This is a genomic window from Pseudomonas citrullilanati (genome assembly GCF_030580855.1).
Classification (GTDB): Bacteria; Pseudomonadota; Gammaproteobacteria; order Pseudomonadales; family Pseudomonadaceae; genus Aquipseudomonas; species Aquipseudomonas citrulli.
Genome location: NZ_JAUQOP010000003.1, coordinates 99,552 through 122,757 on the forward strand (window position 1 = coordinate 99,552; position 23,206 = coordinate 122,757).

At 63.6% G+C, this 23,206-nt stretch carries 18 protein-coding genes; 11 read left to right on the top strand and 7 right to left on the bottom strand.

The features are described 5' to 3' along the window. Positions 1-16 precede the first annotated feature (16 nt). From Q6A48_RS03470 to Q6A48_RS03505, 8 genes are all read left to right on the top strand, one after another. On the top strand, positions 17-1,537 hold the full coding sequence (locus Q6A48_RS03470) for a class I adenylate-forming enzyme family protein (protein WP_304552011.1): 1,521 nt from the start codon (positions 17-19) through the stop codon (positions 1,535-1,537). After that, on the top strand, positions 1,527-2,138 hold the full coding sequence (locus Q6A48_RS03475) for an HAD-IB family hydrolase (RefSeq protein ID WP_304552013.1): 612 nt from the start codon (positions 1,527-1,529) through the stop codon (positions 2,136-2,138). The genes Q6A48_RS03470 and Q6A48_RS03475 overlap by 11 nt, the downstream gene beginning before the upstream one ends. A gap of 3 nt (positions 2,139-2,141) precedes the next feature. Beyond that, the gene (locus tag Q6A48_RS03480; protein WP_304552014.1) at positions 2,142-3,905 is read left to right on the top strand and encodes an FAD-dependent monooxygenase; all 1,764 of its coding nucleotides are present in this window, start codon (positions 2,142-2,144) and stop codon (positions 3,903-3,905) included. A gap of 120 nt (positions 3,906-4,025) precedes the next feature. Further along, positions 4,026-5,108, top strand: coding sequence for an acyl carrier protein (locus Q6A48_RS03485; protein ID WP_304552015.1), 1,083 nt, complete (start codon positions 4,026-4,028; stop codon positions 5,106-5,108). Positions 5,109-5,185: 77 nt separating this feature from the next. Continuing rightward, positions 5,186-8,605, top strand: a complete 3,420-nt coding sequence (locus Q6A48_RS03490) for a polyketide synthase family protein (protein WP_304552017.1) — start codon at positions 5,186-5,188, stop codon at positions 8,603-8,605. 8 nt (positions 8,606-8,613) lie between these two features. After that, the gene (locus tag Q6A48_RS03495; RefSeq protein WP_304552019.1) at positions 8,614-9,138 is read left to right on the top strand and encodes an SRPBCC family protein; all 525 of its coding nucleotides are present in this window, start codon (positions 8,614-8,616) and stop codon (positions 9,136-9,138) included. Positions 9,139-9,211: 73 nt separating this feature from the next. Continuing rightward, positions 9,212-9,910, top strand: a complete 699-nt coding sequence (locus Q6A48_RS03500; protein ID WP_304552021.1) for an outer membrane protein — start codon at positions 9,212-9,214, stop codon at positions 9,908-9,910. A gap of 332 nt (positions 9,911-10,242) precedes the next feature. Then, positions 10,243-11,880, top strand: coding sequence for a diguanylate cyclase domain-containing protein (locus tag Q6A48_RS03505; protein ID WP_304552022.1), 1,638 nt, complete (start codon positions 10,243-10,245; stop codon positions 11,878-11,880). Between the two features lie 57 nt (positions 11,881-11,937). Here Q6A48_RS03505 and Q6A48_RS03510 read toward each other — a convergent pair whose 3' ends face one another. From Q6A48_RS03510 to Q6A48_RS03525, 4 genes are all read right to left on the bottom strand, one after another. Further along, positions 11,938-12,447, bottom strand: coding sequence for a GNAT family N-acetyltransferase (locus Q6A48_RS03510; RefSeq protein WP_304552318.1), 510 nt, complete (start codon positions 12,445-12,447; stop codon positions 11,938-11,940). Positions 12,448-12,565: 118 nt separating this feature from the next. Beyond that, entirely contained in the window at positions 12,566-13,810 is a 1,245-nt protein-coding gene (locus Q6A48_RS03515; protein ID WP_304552320.1) for a saccharopine dehydrogenase family protein, read from the bottom strand. 25 nt (positions 13,811-13,835) lie between these two features. Then, the gene (locus tag Q6A48_RS03520; RefSeq protein WP_304552321.1) at positions 13,836-14,933 is read right to left on the bottom strand and encodes a carboxynorspermidine decarboxylase; all 1,098 of its coding nucleotides are present in this window, start codon (positions 14,931-14,933) and stop codon (positions 13,836-13,838) included. 251 nt (positions 14,934-15,184) lie between these two features. Further along, positions 15,185-16,120: a Ppx/GppA phosphatase family protein gene (locus Q6A48_RS03525; protein ID WP_304552023.1), complete on the bottom strand. Its 936-nt coding sequence runs from the start codon at positions 16,118-16,120 to the stop codon at positions 15,185-15,187. A 254-nt stretch (positions 16,121-16,374) separates the two neighbouring features. Here Q6A48_RS03525 and ppk2 point away from each other — a divergent pair, with 254 nt between their 5' ends. The 3 genes from ppk2 to Q6A48_RS03540 all read left to right on the top strand — a co-directional run bounded on the left by ppk2 (position 16,375) and on the right by Q6A48_RS03540 (position 19,927). Continuing rightward, positions 16,375-17,292, top strand: a complete 918-nt coding sequence (ppk2, locus tag Q6A48_RS03530; protein WP_304552024.1) for a polyphosphate kinase 2 — start codon at positions 16,375-16,377, stop codon at positions 17,290-17,292. 67 nt (positions 17,293-17,359) lie between these two features. Continuing rightward, positions 17,360-18,979, top strand: a complete 1,620-nt coding sequence (locus Q6A48_RS03535) for an inorganic phosphate transporter (RefSeq protein WP_304552026.1) — start codon at positions 17,360-17,362, stop codon at positions 18,977-18,979. 204 nt (positions 18,980-19,183) lie between these two features. Continuing rightward, a complete protein-coding gene (locus tag Q6A48_RS03540; protein WP_304552028.1) occupies positions 19,184-19,927 on the top strand; it encodes an SDR family NAD(P)-dependent oxidoreductase in 744 nt (247 codons plus the stop codon). A gap of 69 nt (positions 19,928-19,996) precedes the next feature. On the opposite strand, the gene Q6A48_RS03545 is transcribed toward Q6A48_RS03540, so the two are convergent. The 3 genes from Q6A48_RS03545 to Q6A48_RS03555 form a co-directional block, all read right to left on the bottom strand. Continuing rightward, the gene (locus tag Q6A48_RS03545) at positions 19,997-20,380 is read right to left on the bottom strand and encodes a fe2+ zn2+ uptake regulation protein (protein ID WP_304552030.1); all 384 of its coding nucleotides are present in this window, start codon (positions 20,378-20,380) and stop codon (positions 19,997-19,999) included. Positions 20,381-20,448: 68 nt separating this feature from the next. After that, positions 20,449-22,671 (bottom strand): TonB-dependent receptor, encoded by a 2,223-nt coding sequence (locus Q6A48_RS03550; protein ID WP_304552031.1) that lies wholly within the window; start codon positions 22,669-22,671, stop codon positions 20,449-20,451. Positions 22,672-22,792: 121 nt separating this feature from the next. Next, positions 22,793-23,194 (bottom strand): ParB N-terminal domain-containing protein, encoded by a 402-nt coding sequence (locus tag Q6A48_RS03555; RefSeq protein WP_304552033.1) that lies wholly within the window; start codon positions 23,192-23,194, stop codon positions 22,793-22,795. Between the last annotated feature and the right edge of the window lie 12 nt (positions 23,195-23,206).

The window sequence follows — 23,206 nt, forward strand, 5'->3', positions numbered from 1 at the left end:
TGAAAGAGGTTGGTATATGAAAAGCCTTTCCAATAAAGAAGGTTTTCTGCATCGCTTTGTCGGTTTTTCGGAATCTTTTCCTGATCAGTTAGCCATCCACTACCTGGACGCGGAAGAACAGTCCGTAACTTACCGTCAATTGCGAAACATGGCACAAGCCGGTAATGGCGTACTTAAAGCATTGGCGGTAGCCCCTGGCGATAAAGTCGCGATGGTGCTACCCAACAGTGTGGAGTTCATCGCTTATTACCTGGCGATCATCGGCCGCGGAGCGGTGCCGGTGATCCTCAACCACAAGCTGACGCCGTTCGAGATGGCCAACGTCATCGGCCTGGCCGCGCCGACGCTGGTGGTCACGACGGGTGCACTGTCGCAGCAGCACAGCGAGCTGTTCCACCCAACCTCTGGCATTCGCCACACCTTGGTCCTGGACATTGGCGGCGAGCCATCGGCGGCGCTGCCGGTCCATGCAACGGCCGTCGCACAGGTGCCCCACGAGGCCGAGCCCCTGGTCTTGCCCGAGGGCAATCCGGTGGTCTCGGTGCAGTTTACCTACCGGGGCCTGGGCAAGCCCCTGGCGGTCGCCCACCGCTATCTCGACCTGACGCAATCGAGCGACGGGCTGCACGAGCAGTTCCACTTGCAAGGCGTCGGCTCGGTCCACCTGGTGACGTTGCCGCTCTATGCCATTTTCGGGTTGTCGGTGATGATGGTGTTCCCGTTGAGCATCGGCGCCACCTTGCTGATGACCAACACGCTGCTCAATCGCGACCTGGCAGAAGTGCTGTCCGAACACCAGGTCACTTTCGCCTGCCTGGTGCCCGACGTCATCCGCTACTTCAACACGCGCCTGGCCAAGCGCAAAGGCGCGCTGCTGCCGATGCACTCGAAGCTGATGATCTATTCGGGTGGCAGCCACCTGCCGGCCGACGAAGCCGAGAAGCTGGGCAAGTTGCTCGGCTGCAAGGCGGTGCTGCAAGGCTACGGGTTGACCGAAAGCATGCCGGTGATCGTCCAGAGCTCGATTGGCGAGGTCCATCGCGGCGCCATGGGACGCGCGATCAGTGGCGTGGAACTGCGGGTCGTCGACGCCGAGGGACGCGAAGTTGTCCCCGGCCGCATCGGCGAGTTGCTGATCCGCGGCTCGATGGTGATCGACGGCTACCTCGATGCCGAAGACGCCAATGCCCGGTTCTTCCGCGATGGCTGGTTTCATACCGGCGACCTGGTCTGGCAGGACGAAGACGGCCACGTGTTTTTCTACTGCCAACGCCTGCGGATCTCGAAGATCAAGGCGCAGATGGTCGACCTGGCGGAAATCGAATCCATCGCCCTGAAACACCCTGGCGTCACGCGCGCCAAAGCCTACATCGTCCCGGACAACAAGGACGTGAACGTCTTGCATCTGTGCGTGGAAGGCAGCGCCGAATTGACCCAGAACGCGATCGCCACCCTGCTTTCGCGCTACCTGTCGGGCTTCAAGCTGCCCAGGACCGTCGAAATCATCGCACTCAAGGAAGTGGCACATGCAAGCTGACAACACCCAACCGGTACTGGCCGTCTTCGACTTCGACGGCACCCTGACCGACCGGCACACGTTCTGGCGCTACATGCGCCACATCGCCGGCACCCGCGCGTTCTGGCTCAGGATCATCCCGCTGCTGCCGAAAATGCTCAGCGTGATCGTCGGCATCACCCCGCTGATGCAAGCCCGGCTGGCGTTCATTGCCTGCTACCTGGGCGGCCTGTCCGTGGAGGACGAGCGCGAGCACGCCAAGTACTTCATCACCGAACTGCTGCCCCTCTGGCTCCGGCCCGAGGCCCTGCGCCGGTTGCAATGGCACCAGTCCATGGGCCACGTCACCGCGCTGGTCAGCAACTCGCCCGAGAACTACCTGATCCCCTGGGGCCAGGCGGTGGGTTTCGACTACGTCTGCGGCACTCGCCTGGCCACGGCGAAGAACAAACTGACAGGCGGGATCAGCGGGACCAATTGCGTTGAGAGAGAGAAAGTCACACGGCTCAAGGGCTGCTTGAGCAACCTCGATGACTTCTACATTTATGCCTACGGCGACTCATCAGGTGACGATGCCCTGCTCGGCATTGCCCACTCTCCTTTCTACAGAAACTGGTACTGACCGATGAACACTCTGAGCACGTTGCCCCCCACGTATTTCAAGCGCCCTGGCAGCGCCCCCACCGTCATGATCGTAGGCGCCGGGCCGATTGGCCTGTCCCTGGCCATCCTGCTGAAAAAGTGGGGCGTTTCTTTGCGCATCATCGAAAAGAACGCCGGCCCTTCGACGGCGACCAAGGCGATGGCCATCCATTCGCGCACCCTGGAAATCTTCCGCGACCTGGGCATTGCCGACCAGGCCGTCAGCGCCGGCTTCACCATCAACCAGTTTTCCGTGCAATCGAACGCCCGGCGGGTGCTGAACTACAACTTCTCCTACCTCGACGCGACGTACCCGCTGCTCCTGAGCCTGCCGCAACCGCAGACCGAGAAACTCCTGCTTGAACGGCTCAACGAACTGGGCACGCAGGTGGAGTGGAACACCGAGCTGGTGGACCTGGAAAACCAGCCCGACGCCGTGCGCATGACCCTGCGCCATGCCGATGGCAGCGACGAAACGTTGACCACCCGCTGGGTGGCCGCGTGCGATGGCGCGCGCAGCAACATCAGGAAGCGCCTCGACATGACCTTCGAAGGTTCGTCCTACGACCGCTTCTTCATGCTGGCCGACGCCGACATCCAATGGTCCGGCAGCAAGGACGAAGGCGCTTTCTTCCTCGGTGCCCAGGACGGCTACGTGGCCGTCGCGCCGATCAGCGCCGAGTCCCGTTATCGCCTGTTCATCGAGATGCCCTACAACCTGCCGCCGGAAGGCGAGCGTCCGTCCCTGAGCCTGGAAAACTTCCAGCGGTTGTGTGAAGGACGCGGGCAGAAGATGACACTGTCCAACATCTCGTCGACCACCATCGCCTCGTTCCAGCATCGCCGTGTGCAGTCCATGCAGCAGGGCTCGGTGTTCCTGGTGGGCGACTCCGCGCACATTGGCAGCCCGATCGGCGGGCAATGGATGAACCTGGGGGTTTCCGAGGCCTACAACCTGGCGTGGAAGATGGCCTACGTCGACCAGGGCCTGGCCGATCCTTCCCTGCTCGACAGCTACAACGACGAGCGCTACCCCGTCGCCCTCGAAGTCGAGAACACGGCCCACCGCCTGACCGGCCTGATCACCGTCCGGCAGCGCGCCCTGGTCTGGCTGCGGGACAACGTCCTACCACTGCTCAGCAACCGCAAGAAGGTCCAGCGCAAACTGCCGTCGATGATTTCCGGTCACCAATACCACTACGGCAAAAGCGACTACATCCAGGAATCGCTGACCAAGAAACAGCGCAAGGACTGGCGGCGCAAAGGCAAGAAGGCCGAGTTCCCGACCGCGGCGCCGCGCGCGGGTCAACTGGCGCCGGATGTCGAGCTGTGGCAACGGCAAGGGCTGCCGCCAAAACGCTTGATCGACCTGTTCCACGGCACCTTCACGTTGCTGGTGTTCACCGGGGCCGATCAGTTTTCGCCGCTGTTGCCGGGCCATTACTCCCTGGCCCGGACCGTGGAGAAGGACTACCCGGGCATCAAGGCCTATTGCGTGGTCGACGCCCTGAGCAGCGACGGATTGCCGTCCTGGCATTCGACGTTGCTCGACCCCGACTGGCGACTGCACAAGCGCTACCACGCCATGGAGGGCACGCTGATGCTGGTACGTCCCGACGGCTACATCGCCTTCCAGGGTGCCGACGCCATGTCGCTGGTGACGTACCTGAACCTGAGGTCCGGCTTGCTCAAGGGTGCCATAAGAACAATACCGTCCGAGGTTGACACAGTAGAACTCCAACTTTAAGTCGCCCTGTCGACGACTGCCCGCTTGATGGGTGGATTCACCCAAGGCCCGGTCCCGGGCCATGACTTTCGATTTTTCTTATTGATGGAAACGTCTACCGACTTTGGTTAGGAGAACCTCATGCGCTTGCAACTCAACGATGTTGTGCAGGAATTCATCGTGTCCAACGGAAAAATAGCCCACAGTTATTTTTCCCTGTCCGAAAAGATCATCGACTCACTGTGCGAATCCAATATCGCCAAGGAATCGATCCTGATGCGCCTGCTGGAGCAGGCCGAGTCTGTCACTGCGCATTACTTCAGCGCGCACAAGCAAGTCATCGAAGGGGTCTATGCCCAAGGCCTCGAAGCCCCTGTCAACAAGGCGGTCCCGGTGCTCGAAACGGTCCACTCCAGCGCGCCGATCCTGGCCGCCGCCCCCGTCGTCGAAGCCCCCCCAGTGCTCGACTATGCCCAATGGCTGCGTGCCGAGATCAGCTCGGCCACCGGCTTCAAACAGGAGCAGATCGACTTCGACCAGAGTTTCGAGAGCCTGGGCATCGACTCCCTGGGGCTGGTGGACATTTTCGAATCCCTCGCCCAGCACTTCCCGGAAAAGAAAGCGCAAACCTCGCAACTGTTCGATGCGCCCACCCCGACCGCGCTGCTGGCCCGGCTTGAAGCCGATCCGCAGGCGCCCGCAGTGGATGTGCAGGCCTGGGTACTGGAACAACTGGCGACCATCACCGGTTTCACCGTCGAGCAGATCGACCTGAGCCAAAGCTACGAAGGCCTGGGGCTCGACTCGCTGGTGCAGCTGGACTTCCTCGAATCGGCGGTCGCCGTGTGGCCGCAGCTCAAGGCCCGGAGTTCCGAATTGGCCAACGCCAAGTACCCGCAGGCGACCATTGCCCTGATCGAGGCCGCCCTGGCCAGCGCCGCGCCTGAAGCAGCGCCCGAGCCCGCCCCTGCGCTGGCCACGCCAGACACCCCGGCGCCGGAACATCACCTGCTGCTCGACTCGCTGTCGCCGCTGGTCGCGGACACCACGCAAACGATCGACGTCCAGACGCCCTTCGCCCAGCTCGGCCTCAACGGCTTCAGCCGCGAGGCACTCTGCCAATCCATGGCCCAACACTGCGCGTCCAGCGAGTTTGCCGGTGAAGCGCTGATGTCCCGGCGCACGCCCCAGGACGCTTTGTCGCTGCTGGCAAGGCTGGGCTGAAACGCACTGCGCAATACAGGAATGGAATCCGGGTGATCGAGTCTGTCACCCAGCATTTGGCGATCAGGAGACAGGGTATGAGTGGCGCAGTGACAACCGCAGGCGATTTCTGCTTCAGCGCGATGGCGGGTGAGTTCCCGGGGGCGTCGTCCACCGACGCCCTCTGGCACCTGCTGTCCCAGGGGCAGAAAGCGCCTATCGAATCGATGCCGGCACGCTGGGAAGTGGACAAGGCAGCGATCTATTCGGCGAAACCGGGCGAACGCAATCGCGTCTACCTGGACAGCGCCTTTTGCCTGGCCGATGACGCCGCCACCCCTTCGCGGCACGAAGGACGCCAGGTCGCCATCGGCCAGAGAGTCCTCCAGACGCTGCTCGGCCAACTGGCCGGGCAAGGTCCGGCACTGGCCCGGGCGCGCACGGCACTGGTGGTGGCGACCTCCTGGAGCGACGAGAGCTTTTTCGTCACCGGGCTCGCCGCAAAGGCCGCTGCGGACCAGGGCTACACACCGGGCGAACAGGTCGCCGCCCTCGCCGCCACGCTAGGCCTCGGTGGCCCGGCGCTGTCGGTGGACACGGCCTGCAGTTCGTTCCCCTACGCCATCGACATGGCCCAGGCGCTGGTCAACAGTGGGCAGGCCGATCACGCCATCGTCATGGCGCTCAACACCGTGTTGCCGCCGGCCCTGTTCCTCGGCTTTTCCCAACTGACCGCGTTCTCCGCCCGGGCACAGATGGAAGCCTTCGGCCAGGACGCCGACGGCATCGTGCCCGGCGAGTGCGCAGTGGCCTTCCTGGTGGAGCCTGTCGCCCAGGCCTTGCTTGCCCAGCGCCAACCCCTGGGAGTCCTGCGGGCATTGGGGATGTCCGCCGACGGCGCCGAAGGCTCGGTGTTCGCCCCCGGCAAACAGGCCCAGATAACCGCTTACCAGCGGGCCTACGCCGCGCTCGACCCGAGCGACGTGGACTACATCGAGACCCACGGCACCGGCACGCCGCTGGGTGATGCGACAGAGCTGGCGTCGCTGGACAGTTTCTTCGCCAGCCATCGCCCTGACGGCCGCAAAATCACCATTGGCTCGATCAAGTCGGTCATTGGCCACCCCCTGGCGGCCGCCGGCGGTGCGTCGCTGGCCAAGGCCTTGATGATCCTGCGCCACAAGGGCATTCCACCCCAGCCGGGCTACCGTCCCAGCACCAAGGTCGACGCGACCTGCCTGCGGCTCGCCACCGGGCAGCTACAACCGCTCGCGGCACGTTCGTCGGCGCTGCGCATCGGCATTTCCAGTTTCGGCTTCGGCGGGGCCAACGCCCACCTGGTGGTGGATGAATACCGGCCCGGCGCCGCCCCCGCCGCGCCTCGGGCCACCCCCGGCGTGTTGATGCTGGACCTGGCGATTGTCGAAGCCGAGGCCGCACTGGGCAGCCACGGCTCATTGCACGCCTTCGAGCAGCAGCTCGACCAGCCGGCGGCCCCTTCGGTGCTGTTCCCCTACGGGCGTTTCGTGGACTACACCGTGACGCCCGAGCAACCGTTGCTGCACGGCAAGTTCCTCGCCCAGGACCAGCTCATCGATATCGAGGGTTATGGCATGGGCCCCAAGCCGCTGGCCCACGTCGATCCGTTCAAGCTGCTGATCACCGATCGCGTCAACCACCTGCTGCGCCGCTTGCCGGGCGTGGCCGGCTCGCCCACCACCGCGATGGTCATGTGCTGCAACATGGGCGGTGAGCGTTTCAGCAACGCCTACAGCAGCGCCCATCACTTCTACGACCGGGCCGAAGGTACACCACCGGGCGTCGAGGTGACGGACGTGGCAACCATGCTGCCGAACATGCTCTCCGGGTACCCGGCGCAGATCTTTGACTTGCGCGGTTTCCACCAGACCCTGGTCGGCACCCCGGGCCTGTTCTGGCAGACCCTGCTGGCCTCCCCGCAATGGTTCAACGACGGCATCAGCACGTTGCTGCTCGGCGCCGGGCGTTTCATCAGTGGTGAAATCGAGGTCGAACGGGCCCAACGCTCCCCGGCCTTGCAAGGTGAAGGGCTGGGTGTACTTGCCCTGCGTCGCCATCAGGCAGGGGCCAGCGACAAACCCTTGCTGGTGATTCGCGCGGCCGTGCTGGCCCATGCCGCCGGTTCGCTGGACGAAGCGTGCCGCCTGGCCGGCAAGGCGCCCGATCAATATGCGCACATCGAGGTCTGCGAGCTGCAGCCCGACCCGGCCCCGGCACCGGGCTCGCTCCGGGACATGACCGGTTTCCTGGCGGAAGCCACGGGCATCGAGACCCTGCTGGCGGTGCTGTTGCGCCAGGCGACCCACAGCGTGATCGAGGTACGCGACGCCGGCAGGACGGTGATGTGGCTGTTCACCGAAAAGCTGCGCGAATGGCGCCCGGCGGCGGACGCCACCACCGCGCCCATCAAGCTCCCGTTCATGCTGCGGTTTGCCCATTCGGCGTCCCAGGCACTGCAGCCCCTCGTCCCGCCGGTACGACCGCTCAACCCGGTGCGCGAGCCGCAACACGACGGCGTCGACGTGTTGCAACTCAGCGACATGCTCACCAGCACGCTGCTGACCGGGCTACGCGTCAGGGTGCGCGCCATGGAAAGCCTCTTCGCCCTGCACCGGGGCGCCGGAAACCAGCGTCCGGCCCTTCGACAGCGGCGCGAGGAAAACACCGTGATCGCCGAGGTCCAGCGCCGCCCGCAATCCCTGCAGGCGCGGCTCGTGGTCGATGAAGCGCATCCCTACTTCTTCGATCACCCACTGGACCACGTGCCCGGCATCCTGTTGATCGAAGGCGTGCTGCAATTGCTCGAACTCGCCATACCGCCCTCCGGTGGGCGGGCCGCCTACGTCAAGCACCTGAGCATCAAGTTCCAGCAGTACGTGCAGAAAGAAGGCGCGATCCAGCTGCACCTGGAACAGGGGCAGGACCCGCAGGCATTCACCGCCAACGTCACCCAGGGCGGCCAGTCGATGTGCACCTGCGTGCTCGACATGGCCTACAGCTCGGCGTTCGAGACGTCGCCGCCCGTGGCGTTCAGCGCCGTGCCCTGCCGCGACAAGGCGCTGCTGCACAAGGCTCGGGAAGAAAACGTCATCGTCAGCGAGATGAGCGGTGTCGCCCAGGGCTTGAGCGTGGACACGGTGGAACTGCCGGACCGGCACTTCTTCCACGAAGGCGATCCGGACCACCATTCGATGGTGTATTTCCTCGAAGTGGCCCGCCAGTGCTACATGCAGATTGCCCACAGCCACCTGCACATCCCGCTCAAGACGCCCATGAACCTGTTGGCCTTGAGCTTCACCCTGGACCGGCCGATCCCCCGCAACAGCCCACTCTCGCTGGCGCCCCAGGCCGGATTCGACGCGCAATTGCGGTCATTCAAGACCAACCGGATCTATATCGACCTGTTCAACCGTGGCGAAAAAATCGGCCAGGCCAGCATCACCGCCCAGGTGCTGAGCCAGTCCGCTCCCGCTGCCTGAGACGCTGAATGAGCGTCTCTGCCAACCCCATCGAGCCCCTGGACCAAGGTGAAGCCGTGAACGATGTAAATGTGCAAATCGTAGTCAAATCGCCGCCTGCCGAGATCTGGAAGATCTGGAGCGAGTTTTCCGAAGCGCCGCTGTGGGACACCGACGTTCGCCACTGCGAACTCGACGGTCCGTTCCAGGCGGGAACACGCGGCAAATGCGTGCTCAAGAACGGCTTGAACATGCCCCTGAAACTGGAAGCCGTGAACCTGCACGAGAGCTACCGCAACACGGCACGGCTGCTGTGGATCGACCTGGAGTTCGATCACCGGATGCGCAGGCTCTGCGACGAGCAAACCCACGTCGTCCATAGCGCGAGGATCTCCGGCCCATTGAGCTTTCTCTACCGTGGCTTGCTGCGCAAGGCCTTGACGGCGGCGATGACCACGGCACTGGACAATCTCTGCGCCCTGGCCGAACAGCGGGCCAACGCCTCCCGCAGCCCGGGGGCCGAGAAAACCGCAGCGCACCTGCACCTTGTATGAGTGCTCCGGGGCCGTACGCCGGCTCCCGGGCACGCTTCATCGACTTTCAATAACAGAACACTTCGGATCGAGCATGAACCTAAAGCAAACCACTCACTCTTTCTTCATGGGCATCATCGGCCTGGGTGTCATCGCCCCCGCGACCAGTTTCGCTGACACACTCGGCCCTTATGTCAGTGCCATGGGTGGCCTGAACTGGGTCGCCGACCAGGACCTCAACCAGAACGACCTCGACTTCGTCGAGATGCAATACAACCAACCGCTGCACTCCGGCTACGCCACCGGCCTGGCGGTGGGCTGGGGCTTTCCGATCGGGCTCAGGCCTGAACTGGAAGCGAGCTACCGCAAGAACACCCTGACCCAGTTCAACCACCGGGTCTACGAAGGCGGCGGCAGCATCGACGGCGAAGGGAAAGAGGAAGCCAGCAGCCTGATGGCCAACCTCTGGTACGACGTCTCGAACCTGCCAGCCCCCTTGAGCCGGTTCACGCCTTACGTCGGGGGCGGCCTGGGCTATGCGGTGCTGACCATCAGCGGCCTGGAGGCCGGCGGCGTGCAGTTCGGCAACAGCCACCGCGACACGGTGCCGGCCTACCAACTGGGCGCCGGGGTCGGTTTCGAACTCGCCGAGCATTGGTCCATGTCGCTGGACTACCGCTACTTCAAGACCCGTGAAGCGCACTTCGGCGACATCCAGAACCTGCCCCAGGGCGATGTGAAGACCGAGTACAAGGCCCAGTCGTTGATGCTGGGCCTGCGCTACTGGTTGTAGACCGAGAACGGATATTCCAACCCTTTTGTTCCAATCCCCTTGTGGGAGCGAGCCTGCTCGCGATGGCGGTGGTTCAGTTGCCAGCTCTGTGACTGACCGATTGCCTTCGCGAGCAGGCTCGCTCCCACCTTTTTCTGGGATACCGCAATTCCCGCAGCCGGAATGCATCGCCCACGAACAATCGGACACGAGCCGTGTGCAGGTTTGGTGGCGGCCCTGGAAGGTCGATAAACGACCCGCCAGTACCCGGGCGCGAAGAATTCTGCGACGATACGCAAAAATAAGACGCCAGGGACACAGGCTTTTTGCGATCCAATCCATGGCGGCATACGATGCATTTCCTTCCTTTCAATAGCCTGCGGGCGCGCTTCGCCGTTGCGGTCGCCGCGGTCGTGCTGGTCCTCAGTTGCCTGTTCGGCGCCGCCATTGGCGAGTCCTCCATCTCCAGGCTCAAGGAGCACAACGGGCTGCAGTTGAGCGAATACGCCTACTCGATGATCGATCGCCTGGATCGCGACATGAACAGCCGGTCCAAGTCGCTCGTGGTGCTCAGCCAACTGCGAGCCTTGCGCGACCCGGCGAACACCGGCGAGGCCCGGGCGCTGCTCAACCACCTCAGCGACCAGTTCCCCAGCTATTCGTGGATCGGCCTGACCGACGCGCACGGCACGGTGGTCGCCTCCACCGACAAATTGCTGGAAGGCGTGGACATCTCGGCACGCCCGGTGTTTATCCAGGGCCAGGAAAAGACCTTCATCGGCGACGTGCACGACGCGGTCATGCTGGCCAAGCTGTTGCCCAACCCCTCCGGCGAGGCAATGAAATTCGTCGATATCAGCCTGCCGATCCGTGACGACGCCGGCCGTTTCATGGGGGTGCTGGCGACCCATCTGTCCTGGGAGTGGGCCGCCGAGGTGGGCCGATCACTGTTCGAGCCTTTGCAGAAGCGCTTGCCGGGCCTGGAGTTTCTGGTGGTCAGCAAGGACGGCACCGTACTGCTGGGGCCGAAGGACATGATCGGCAAGCCCCTGGGCGTCAAGCTCGACGACGGGCACGGACAAAGCGGTTCGGTGGCGCGCTGGCAGGACGGCAACCTGTACCTGGACGGTTTCGCCCAGAGCAGCGGCGTTGACGACTACCGCGGCCTGGGCTGGACGGTGATTACCCGGCAACCGGCCGAGGCAGCCTTCGCCGAAGCGCATCAGTTGCGTGACGAAATCCTGACCTGGGGCATTGTGCTTTCCGTGGTGTTCGCATTGGTCGGCTGGTTTGTGGCGGGCATCATCACCGGGCCCGTGAACCAGATCGCCGACGCCGCCGCGCGCCTGTCCCAAGGCGCTGACGTACGCATCCCGTTGCTCAAGGGCAGCCGCGAGGTCGCGACGCTGAGCATCGCGATCCGCCACCTCGTCGACAGCCTGACCCGCAAAGGAAGCCAACTGGCCGTGGCCGAGGGCATGGCCTACCGCGATACGGTCACCGGCCTGCCCAACCGTGCGGCGCTGGACAAATACGTCGAGGCGGTGACCAGCGAAAGCAGCGAACGACCTGATTTCGGCGTCCTGTGCCTGGACCTCGACGGCTTCAAGCCGGTCAACGACCGCTTCGGCCATGCCGTGGGCGATGCACTGCTCCGGGAAGTCGGCGTTCGGCTCCTGGCTGCTGTACGCGAGGGCGACATCGCCGTTCGCCATGGCGGCGATGAGTTCGTGTTGCTGCTGCGCCTGCGCACGGGAGAGACCCTGGCCAACGTCCAGGGCGCCGCCCAGCGCATCGTCGCGAAACTGGCCGAACCGGTGCCGCTGGCCGGGGAAACGGTCCAGGTTGGCTGCAGCATTGGCGGCTCCCTGTGGACTGGCGGCGCGTTCAGCGAAGCCCTGGCCCAGGCCGACGAAGCCCTTTATCGGGCCAAGCGCGCGGGTAAGTCCCAGGCGAAGTTTCATGAAGGGCGGGTTTCGGCCCACGGTTGAATCATTGGGCCGGTCTCTCTGCCTGTAGGCCGCCTTCTCAGAAAATAACAGCGACGTTCAACGGTTGACCATGGAGAGAACAAAGCGGTGTTCGCCTGCCGCCGTTTCGCCGATCGCTAACGCTTCAGGCAAAAACCCACATCGCTCAAGGACTTTCCTCGAGCCGACGTTGCTCTCATAGACATACGCCACCAACTGGGTCAGCTTCCAACGTTGCCGGGCCTCCTGGATCAGGTGCTTCAGCGCCGATGTTGCCAGCCCCTGCCCGCAGGCCTGTTGGCCGATCCGGTAACCCACCTCTGCGGTATCAAGCGGTGAATGGATGTTCTTGAGATTCGCCCGGCCGACGATGCGCCCGCTGGAATCCTCGATCACGAACGGCTGCCAGGTGCCTGCGGCAAAATCGGCCAGATAACGTTGAATGTGTTCGTTGACGCCCGCCCATGAATAAAAGGCAGGGTCGCGGGCGTCGATATGGGCTTCGAACCATGCGCGGTTATCGACTTCGAAGGCCAGCAGCGCCTGGGCGTCGGTCATTTCCAGCTGGCGAATCCTGAAGGGTTTCACTGATTGTTCCTCCGGGGTGGTGGGTGCAGGCGGTGAGGGTTCATCTGGCGAGGCCATGAACAAAAAATGCTCCGTACCTTTCGATACGGAGCATTTTTTCAAGGCTGGCCGCGCAGGGTCAGGCCTTCTGGTTCCAGGGGCGATCGCCCTGCTCGTCCTTGATGCGCGTCGGCAAGCCCATCACGTCCAGGGCTTCTAGGAAGGCCTCGGCCGGCAGTTCCTCGACGTTGACCATGCGCTGCACGTCCCACTGGCCACGGGCGACCAGCAACGCGGCGGCCACGGGAGGCACGCCGGCGGTGTAGGAAATGCCCTGGCTGTCGGTTTCCGCGAAGGCTTCTTCGTGGTCGGCGACGTTGTAGATGAACACTTCCCGCGGCTGGCCGTCCTTGGTGCCCTTGACCAGGTCACCGATGCAGGTCTTGCCGGTGTAGCCAGGCGCCAGCGAGCTCGGGTCAGGCAATACCGCCTTGACCACTTTGAGCGGCACCACTTCCAGGCCTTCGGCGGTCTTGACCGGTTGCTCGGAGAGCAGGCCCAGGTTCCGGAGCACCGTGAACACATTGATGTAGTGCTCGCCGAAGCTCATCCAGAAACGCACGTTGGGCACGTCGAGGTTCTTCGACAGCGAGTGCACTTCGTCGTGGCCGGTCAGGTACAGGTTCTGCGAGCCCACGACCGGCAGGTCGTCGGTGCGCTTGACTTCGAACATGGTGTTGCTGGTCCACTGGCTGTCCTGCCAGCTCCACACCTGCCCGGTGAATTCACGGAAATTGATTTCCGGATCGAAATTGGTGGCGAAATACTTGCCATGGGAGCCGGCATTGACGTCGAGGATGTCGATCGAATCAATGCGGTCGAAATACTGTTGCTGCGCCAGGGCCGCATAGGCGTTGACCACACCCGGGTCGAAGCCGACGCCGAGAATGGCGGTGATGTTCTTCTCCTGGCACTCCTGCAGGTGCTTCCACTCGTAGTTGCCGTACCAGGGCGGCGTCTCGCAGACCTTGCCCGGTTCTTCGTGGATGGCGGTGTCCAGGTAGGCCACGCCGGTATCGATGCAGGCACGCAGCACCGACATGTTGAGGAAAGCGGAGCCGACATTGATCACGATCTGCGACTCGGTTTCGCGGATCAGCGCCTTGGTCGCTTCGACGTCCAGGGCGTTCAGTGCAAAGGCCTTGATGTCGGCGGGTTGCTTGAGGCTACCCTTGGCCTTGACGCTGTCGATGATGGCCTGGCATTTGGAGATGTTGCGCGACGCGATAGCAATACGACCGAGTTCGTCGTTGTGCTGCGCGCACTTGTGGGCCACCACCTTGGCGACACCTCCTGCACCAATGATAAGTACGTTCTTCTTCAATTTCTTCAAGTCTCCTTCTGTCCGCTCAAGAGAGGCTGGACAGGTAGTCGTCGTAAACGAATTCGCGAACCAGCTCGACACTACCGTCGAGTTGTTTCACTACGATGGACGGCATTTTCAGGCCGTTGAACCAGTTCTTCTTGACCATGGTGTAGCCCGCTGCGTCGATGAACGACAGCCGATCGCCGATGGACAGCGGACGATCGAATTGATACTCGCCGAAGATGTCCCCGGCCAGGCAGGATTTGCCGCACACCATGTAGGTGTGTTCGCCCTCGCTCGGTGCCAGCTTGGCGTTCAGGCGATAGATCAGCAGGTCGAGCATGTGCGCTTCGATGGAGCTGTCCACCACGGCCAGGTGCTTGCCGTTGTAGAGCGTGTCGAGCACGGTGACCTCCAGGGAGGCACTCTGGGTGATCGCCGCTTCGCCCGGCTCCAGGTAGACCTGCACGCCGTATTTCTGCGAGAAGGCCTTGAGCCGTGCGCAGAAAGCGTCAAGGGCATAGCCCTCGCCGGTGAAATGGATGCCGCCGCCGAGGCTGACCCACTCGACCTTATGCAGCAGATGACCGAAGCGTTCCTCGATAGTGCCGAGCATCTGGTCGAATAGACCGAAATCGCCGTTCTCGCAGTTGTTGTGGAACATGAAGCCGGAAATCTGCCCGATGACCTGCTCGATCTTTTCCGGGTCCCATTCGCCCAGGCGGCTGAACGGGCGCGCCGGGTCGGCCAAAAGATAGTCCGAGCTGCTCACTTGCGGATTGACCCGCAGGCCACGGACCTTGCCGGCCGAGGCTTCGGTGTAGCGCTGCAACTGGCCGATGGAGTTAAAGATGATCTTGTCGCAATGGGCGAGCATCTCTTCGATCTCGTCGTCGGCCCAGGCCACGCTGTAGGCGTGGGTCTCGCCGGCGAACTTCTGGCGGCCGAGCTTGAGCTCGTAGAGCGACGACGATGTGGTGCCGTCCATGTACTGCTGCATCAGGTCGAACACCGACCAGGTGGCGAAACACTTGAGCGCCAGCAAGGCCTTGGCCCCGGACTGCTCGCGCACATAGGCGATCTTCTGCATATTCGCCAGCAGCTTGGTTTTGTCGATGAGGTAGTACGGCGTCTTGATCATTTTCGCGGCCTCCGGCAAGGCGAGCCAAAAAAGGATGCGCATTGTGCCTTCACTGACTGCATATCGAAAGAGCGAAAAGCCCCGTTCGCGCAATCACCCTGACCCCGGCCGCCGATGGCAACGTCCGGGCGCACTTGCGGTTTGATAGAAAGCAATGGGAGACACCCTGGAACAACAATGAGGCTCGACGCCGCGTGAACGCCCTGGCAGAGCGGCTGCCGATACAGGACGACGGGTGGGAGAGTGCCGGATCAGCGCTTGTGGATCAGGTCATGCAGCACGCCAAAGCGCAAACCCGGCTCGGAAGCGATCATCTGGGTGATCCCGAAGGCCTTGAACGCCGCCAGCATGATCGCCAGGCCACCGGGCAGGCTGCCGAGGCGATGGGCGGGCAAACCGGCCAGGCGCAGTTGGTCGACATGGCGCACTTCCAGCAAGCGTAGCGACAGGCGCAACAACCCGCTGTAGGTGATGCCGCTTTGGCCCTGGTCGTTCAGGCCATTGGCCTTGAGCACCTTGGCCAGCATCCGTGCCGTGCCGGACGAACCGATTGCCAGTTGCCAGCCCTGGGCACGAAAGCCCAGCGCGACTTGTTCAAAGACCAGGCTGGCCATGCGCTCGGCCTCCAGCAACGCCGGGGCCGTGATGCAACCGTTACGGAAATAGCGCGCGCCAAAGGTGCCGCTGCCGATGGCCAGGCTCTCGGTCAACAGGGGTTGGTCGCCGTGCCCCAGGATCAATTCCGATGAGCCGCCGCCGATGTCCACGACCAGTCGCGTGTGCTCGACGCCCGGCACCGTATGGGCCACCCCGGCATACACCAGCCGCGCTTCTTCATGGCCGGAGAGCACGTCGATCCGAAAGCCCAGGTGCCGCTGCGCACTGTCGAGGAACAGTTGCGCGTTGGCCGCCTCGCGCACGGCGCTGGTCGCCACCGCCCGCACCCGGCCCGCTTCGAAACCCCGCAGCTTCTTGCCGAACCGCGCCAGCGCCTGCCAGCCCCGGTCCAGCGCCAATTCATCCAGCGCCCCGGCCTGCAGGCCCTCGGCCAGGCGGACGGGTTCGCGCAGGGTCTTGACTTCCTGGATCACCACGCGCCGGTTGCGCTTGACCGTCTGGCCAATCATCAACCTGAATGCGTTGGACCCCAGGTCAATGGCCGCAAACAGAGGGGCGTCGCCTTTCATAGCGGTGTTCCTTGCACATTCATCTGCCACCGGATGCATCACCCGGTGCGGGTTTGCGAATCAGCCTGCCACAGGTCGATGACACCGGGATGACAGCGACACGTTTGTTTCGATCGCTCGCCGATCGTGCAGGTATAGAACCTCGGTAAAACGGTTTAGCTCAGTCAGCCGCGTGAAGCGCAGATGACCGTCACGCACATGTAACAAATTGCGACTAGCGTCGGCCTGGCCTCTCCACGACGCGAGTTCCCGCCATGCTTTCTACCCAGGACGTCCTGATCCAGCGCATCCACCGCGAGCTGCTCGATCACACTGATGAAGAGTTGGAACTGGAGTTATCCGAAGACGGGCATGACCTCAATGCATTCTTCGACGACCACACCCCGCCGGGCAGCGAAAAGGACAGTCGCCGGCATTACTTCAGCGAGCTGTTCCGCCTGCAGGGTGAACTGGTGAAGCTGCAGAGTTGGGTGGTCAAGACCGGGCACAAGGTGGTGATCCTGTTCGAAGGGCGCGACGCCGCCGGCAAGGGTGGCGTGATCAAGCGCATCACCCAGCGCCTCAACCCGCGGGTTTGCCGGGTCGCCGCCCTCCCCGCGCCCAACGACCGTGAACGCACGCAATGGTACTTCCAGCGCTACGTGTCCCACCTGCCGGCGGCGGGTGAAATCGTGCTGTTCGACCGCAGTTGGTACAACCGCGCCGGGGTCGAGCAGGTCATGGGCTTCTGCACCGCCGACCAGTACGAGGAATTCTTCCGCACCGTGCCGGAGTTCGAGCGGATGCTCGCCCGCTCGGGCATCCAATTGATCAAGTACTGGTTCTCGATCTCTGACCAGGAGCAGCACCTGCGCTTTCTCAGTCGCATCCACGACCCGCTCAAGCAATGGAAGCTCAGCCCCATGGACCTGGAGTCCCGCCGGCGCTGGGAAGCCTATACCAAGGCCAAGGAAATCATGCTCGAACGCACCCACATCGCCGAGGCCCCATGGTGGGTGGTGCAAGCCGACGACAAGAAAAAGGCGCGGCTCAACTGCATCCATCACCTGCTGGGGCAGATGCCCTACGAAGAGGTGGAGTTGCCGGCAATCGAATTGCCGCAACGGGTGCGACAGGAGGACTACACCCGCAATCCGACGCCACCGGAGCTCATCGTGCCGCAGGTCTATTGACCCGGACCTGACCAGGCAGCCGATACCGAGCGCCCTCCCGACCCCTTAATTAGAAGCGGATTTCATCATGACGAACCCGACCCTGGCCATGGACTCACCGAGTTCAATCGCCCACAGCTCAAGACCGCAACTCAACCGCAAGCCGAGCGTGTTCACCCTGGTGGTGTTTTTCGCGGTGCTGGGCAGCGGACTGCTGTTCACCGCCTACAGCCTGATGCACGACATGCATGAGCTGGGCACCGTGGTCACCACCTGGACACCCTTCCTGCTGCTGGGCGTGGCCTTGCTGATTGCCCTGGGCTTCGAGTTCGTCAATGGTTTCCACGACACCGCCAACGCCGTCGCCACGGTGATCTACACCAACTCCATGGCACCGAACGTCGCGGTGGCCTGGTCGGGGTTCTTCAACTTCCTCGGGGTGTTGCTGTCCAGCGGCGCGGTGGCCTTCGGCATCATTGCGTTGCTGCCGGTGGAACTGATCCTGCAGGTGGGGTCCTCCGCCGGTTTCGCCATGATCTTCGCCCTGCTGATCGCCGCCATCCTGTGGAACCTCGGCACCTGGTGGCTGGGCCTGCCAGCCTCCTCGTCCCATACGCTGATTGGTTCGATCATCGGCGTAGGCGTTGCCAACGCACTGATGCATGGCCGCGACGGCACCAGTGGCGTCGACTGGGCCCAGGCCACCAAGATCGGCTACGCGTTACTGCTGTCGCCATTGGTGGGCTTCGGCTGCGCCGCGCTGCTGCTGTTGGCGCTGCGGGCTTTCGTCAAGAACCGCGCGCTGTACAAGGCCCCCGAGGGCAACACGCCGCCACCGTGGTGGATTCGCGGCATGTTGATCCTGACCTGCACCGGCGTGTCCTTCGCCCACGGTTCCAACGACGGCCAGAAAGGCATGGGCCTGATCATGTTGATCCTGGTCGGCACCCTGCCCATGGCCTACGCCCTGAACCGCACCATGCCCGCCGACCAGGCGTTGCAATTCGCCGCCGTGGCCGAGGTCACGCAACAAGCCCTGGTCAAGCAGTCGCCGCTACCGGCCCCGGCGGATCCGCGCGCGGTCCTGACCACCTACGTCGGCAGCAAGGAAGCGACCCCGCAATTGATACCGGCCCTGGCCGCCCTCACCGGCAGCATCGGCGCCGAGGTCAAGGGCTACGGTTCGCTGGCCAGGGTGCCGGCCGAGGCCGTGGGCAACGTACGTAACGACATGTACCTGACCAGCGAAACCATTCGCCTGATGGACAAGAACAAAGTCGGCCACTTCGACGCCGACACCAGCGCCAAGCTGCAACTGTTCAAGCAGCAGATCGACAACGCCACGCGCTTCATCCCGCTGTGGGTGAAGATCGCCGTGGCCATCGCCCTGGGCCTCGGCACCATGGTCGGCTGGAAGCGGATCGTGGTCACCGTGGGGGAAAAAATCGGCAAGAGTCACCTGACCTACGCCCAAGGCGCCTCGGCCGAGACCGTCGCGATGCTGACCATCGGCGCCGCCGACATGTTCGGCCTGCCGGTGTCCACCACCCACGTGCTGTCCTCTGGCGTGGCCGGGACCATGGTCGCCAACGGTTCCGGCTTGCAGATGCGCACGATCCGCAACCTGGTGATGGCCTGGGTCCTGACGCTGCCCGCCGCCATCCTGTTGTCCGGCAGCCTGTACTGGTTGTTCACCCGGTTGTTCTGAGGCCTTGCGCGGCCAGGTCCCACGGAGGGGCCCTGGTCGCGGAGCCGAGTCATAACGACCAGATCCAAGGTTTTTTTGACCCTGCCTACGGCGAGTCAAATCGACTCACCCGAACTTAACTGACTGATTTATCTCGACTTATCAACTGGCACGATTCCTGATCAGGTCACTCGCCGCTTTTGGCGAACCTAGGAAGAAAGCCCCATGCACAATGAATTCAAGCCCAACCTCAGCGTGGTCACCGGTGCCAGTTCCGGCATCGGCCTGACCGTCACCCGGCGCTTGCTGGAATGCGGTTCGACAGTGGTCGCGATGTCGCGACAACTCGGTGGCCTTGGCGAGCTGGCCGAGCGATTCGGCGACCGGTTGTCCTGGTTGCCCGGTGATGTCACGCAGGTTGCCGACCAGGCCAGGCTGGCACAACGGGCCAGCACCCTCGGCCCGGTGGATTGCCTGGTGCCCAACGCCGGGATCGCAGAACTGGCCGATGGCCTGGACCTGGCAGCCTTCGACCGTCAATGGGCGGTCAATGGCGCGGGCGCGCTCAGCACCCTGGGTCACTTGCGCGAACACCTTGCCTCCCAGGCATCGGTGGTCTTTATCGGTACGTTCCTGGAACAGGTGACGTTCCCCGGGTTGGCCGCGTACATCGCCTCCAAGGCCGCCTTGCGCGCGCAGATGCGCACCCTGGCGGTTGAACTGGCACCCCACGGCGTGCGCCTCAACATGGTTTCGCCGGGCCCTACCGCCACGCCGATCTGGGGCACGCTGGGCCTCGATGAACACGCCCTGGGCTCGGTCGCCGACACGGTCAACCAGCGGTTGTTGACGGGCCAGTTCCTTGAGCCGGACACCGTGGCACAGGTCATCCTTTTCCAGTTGAGCCAAGGCGCCCGCGGCGTGTACGGCCAGGACTGGGTCGTGGACAACGGCTACACCTTGCGCTGATCGTCCAGCTGCGCGGTTCGCCAGGACCGCGCAGCCACGCCGTTACCGGGCGCCTTGGTTCCGGCGCGGTCAGCGTCCGTGGTCGGGGTGTTGTTCGAGCATCGTCCAGGCCTCGGCGGTGAAGCAATAGGTCTTGTCCGCCTGGAACACAATGACGCCCTCCTCGGAAAGTCGCTTGAGCACTTCCCGCACGCTGACGAACGACAGGTCGGCAGACGACTTCGCCAGCTTGGCATGCACGCCACGCGCGCCCATTGAACGGCCGTCCAGGGCGGCGCCGAGCAGTGCGTTGATCACCTTGAAACGGATCAGGCTGGTACGCAGCCCATAGAAACGCAGCAGGTCGCGAATCGGTTCGTTGGCACACCGATCAGGATCGTGGGCCAGCGGGTCCGCGGCCGGGCGCAATGGAGGACGCGCACTGGAGGGCGTCGTGCCTGGGTTGCCTTGCATATGAAGAGTCCTTTTCAGAAGGGGTTCGAACGGGGTGGCCCGATACGGCGACCACCCTTCCCTGTGCCTCAGAAATCGACCGTGGCCGACAGCTGCAACGTGCGCGGGGATCCGGCGGAGAACGCGCCATACGAGGCGACGCCCGACCAGTACTCGCGATCGAAGACGTTCTGCACCGTGGCCCGGAACGTCGTCGGCCGACCTTCGATCCGGGTGGTGTAGCGAGCCCCGGCATCGAAGCGCGTCCAGGCATCCAGGGCCTGGGTATTGGCCTGGTTGACGTATTGCTTGTCGGTATAGATCGCCCCGCCCGTGAGGGTGAAACCCTGCACCCACGGGGTGTCCCATTCGGCCCAGAGATTGGCTTGTACGTCCGGCACGCCCACCGGTTTGTTGCCACGGTTGGCGGCGGTGGCCGACTCCGTCAACTCACCGTCGAGCAGCGTCACGCCGCCCATCAGGCGGGTACCGGGGGCGACTTCGCCGAACATGCTCAGCTCGACACCGCGGTTGCGCTGCTCGGCCTGCACCGAGAACACGCCGTCGGCCCCCAGTTCACCGCCCGGCTTCTCGATCTGGAACAACGCCAGGGTGGTCATGAAGGTGCCGTGCTCATACTTGACGCCGAGCTCGTGCTGCTTGGACTCGTAGGGTGCGAACGTCATGCCGCTGTTGAGGGCGCCGATCGGCGCGGTATCGCCTTTGCTCAAGCCCTCGACATAGTTGTAGTAGAACGACACGTCGTCCCAGGGCTTGACCACCACGCCGACCATCGGGTTCGTCGCGCTGTCGTCATAACGGGAACTGACCGCACCGTTGCTGTAGTTGCGCGACTCCACATTTTGCCGACGCAGCCCCAGGGACAGCTGGAACCGGTCGTCGAGCATCGACAGCGTGTCGGTCAAGGCGACGCCCGACAACTGCGATTCGGATACCCGTTGGACCTTGGGCGAACGCAGGTACTGCTTGGGGGCATCCACGGGATGGTAGATGTTCGAGACGATCGCGGTACCGTTGGTGATCCCCCGGGACAATTCGTCCTGGTAGGTGGTCGCCATCAGCGTGGTCGTGTGGCTGATCGGGCCCGTGGCGAACATCCCGCGCAAGCCGACGTCGGCCGTCGAGCGATCCACATTGAATTTATAGTGCCCCGGCACGTTGCTGGTATCACCGGCGCTGTTGAGGATCCTGGGCACCTGGTCGGACATCCGGTCGACATCCGACCGGCCGCCACCGGCGTGGGCGAACACCGTCAACGCGTCGCTCAGGTCATACTCGCCGCCGAGCAGAGCCGACTGTTCCCGGGTGTCCGACCAACCCCACTTCTGCGACAGGTTGGTCCGGCCGTTGGGGGCGGAGGGAATCTCCACGCCCGGCGCAATGGTAAAGGGCCGCGAGGCGCCTTCGAAGCTTTCTTTCTGGCTGATGAAATCGAGGTTCAGGCGCAACCGTTCGCCCCGGTAATCGAGGGCGATCGCGCCGATGTTCAGCTCGCGTTCCTGATCATCGACGGCGGTATCGCCGCCTCGCAGGCTGCCATTGAAGCGCACGCCAAACTGGTTTTCGGAGCCGAAGCGGCGACTCAGGTCAAGGTGGCCGCCCAGTTGTGAATCCGATTCGTAGGTGGTGGTCAGGCGCGTCAGGTCTTCGTCCAGCGGGCGCTTGGGCACGATATTGATCACCCCGCCGATGCCACTGTTGGGCGACATCCCGTACATCAGGGCGCCAGGGCCCTTGAGCACTTCGACCCGTTCGGCGTAATCGGTGAACACCCGGTAATTGGGGGCCACGCCATAGACACCGTCATAGGCCAGCTCGCCGATGTTGCCCTCGCCGATCGGAAAACCGCGGATGAAGAACGAATCGACGATGCCGCCGGTCTGCCCTGTCGAACGCACGGAAGGATCCCTCTGCAAGGCGTCGGCCACGGTCACGGTCTGCAGGTCGGCCAGCGTCTTGTCGGTGTAGCTGGTCACGTTGAACGGCGTGTCCATCACGTCCTTGTTGCCCATCATGCCCAGGCGTGCCCCGCGGGCCACCTGCCCGCCGGCGAGCGCCGGTGGCAGCGCGTTCGGGCCGTCATGGGTGCCGGTGATGTTGATCTCATCGAGGGTCAGGCCCTGGGTATCGACGGGTGCCGGAGCACCGGTGGTCGCGTCGGCCCCCACCGGCGGCGTGGCGGTCGCGGCCCAGCTGTTGGCGCTCCCTGCCACCAGAACGAAGCCCAGCGTGGCGGAACGAATCGCCAGTGAGAGCGCGGATTCACCGCAAGGTCGACGTGCAACAGACATGACGTAAGGATCCTTTTCAGCAAGAGAAAATGGTAATCACTCCTATTGCCAGTCGACCCGCGCAAAAGTATCACCCGACGAGCATTATTTTTTTCGCGCCCTGGCTGCCCGGGCACGTAGCTCATCCGTACAGGCGCTCCAGCGGGATGGCGATGACCGGCAACGCCGGGTCAAACGCATGCCGCGTGGTCTTGTACGGAAACAGCTCGCCCCGGGCGATGGTGGTGAAGATCCGCGCCACCTCGAACGCCTGGCCGGTTTGCCAGTGCCGCACGCACACCCGAGGGTCCGCGTAGTCGAGCTGGATGCACGGCACCCGCTTCAACCCCAGTTGCAGCGCCGCGTTGAGCCGGTGATTGCCGTCCATGACGATGCCGCGGGAGCGCTCGACGATGATCGGCTCCAGCCAGTGGCCGGCCCGGATGATCGACTGCCGGACCGACTCCACGTTGGCCGGGTCGACGTGCTCGGATTGCAGCACCTCGCACAACGGCCGGAGCGAAACCTGATAACCGTGTTCCATGGGGTTTCTCCT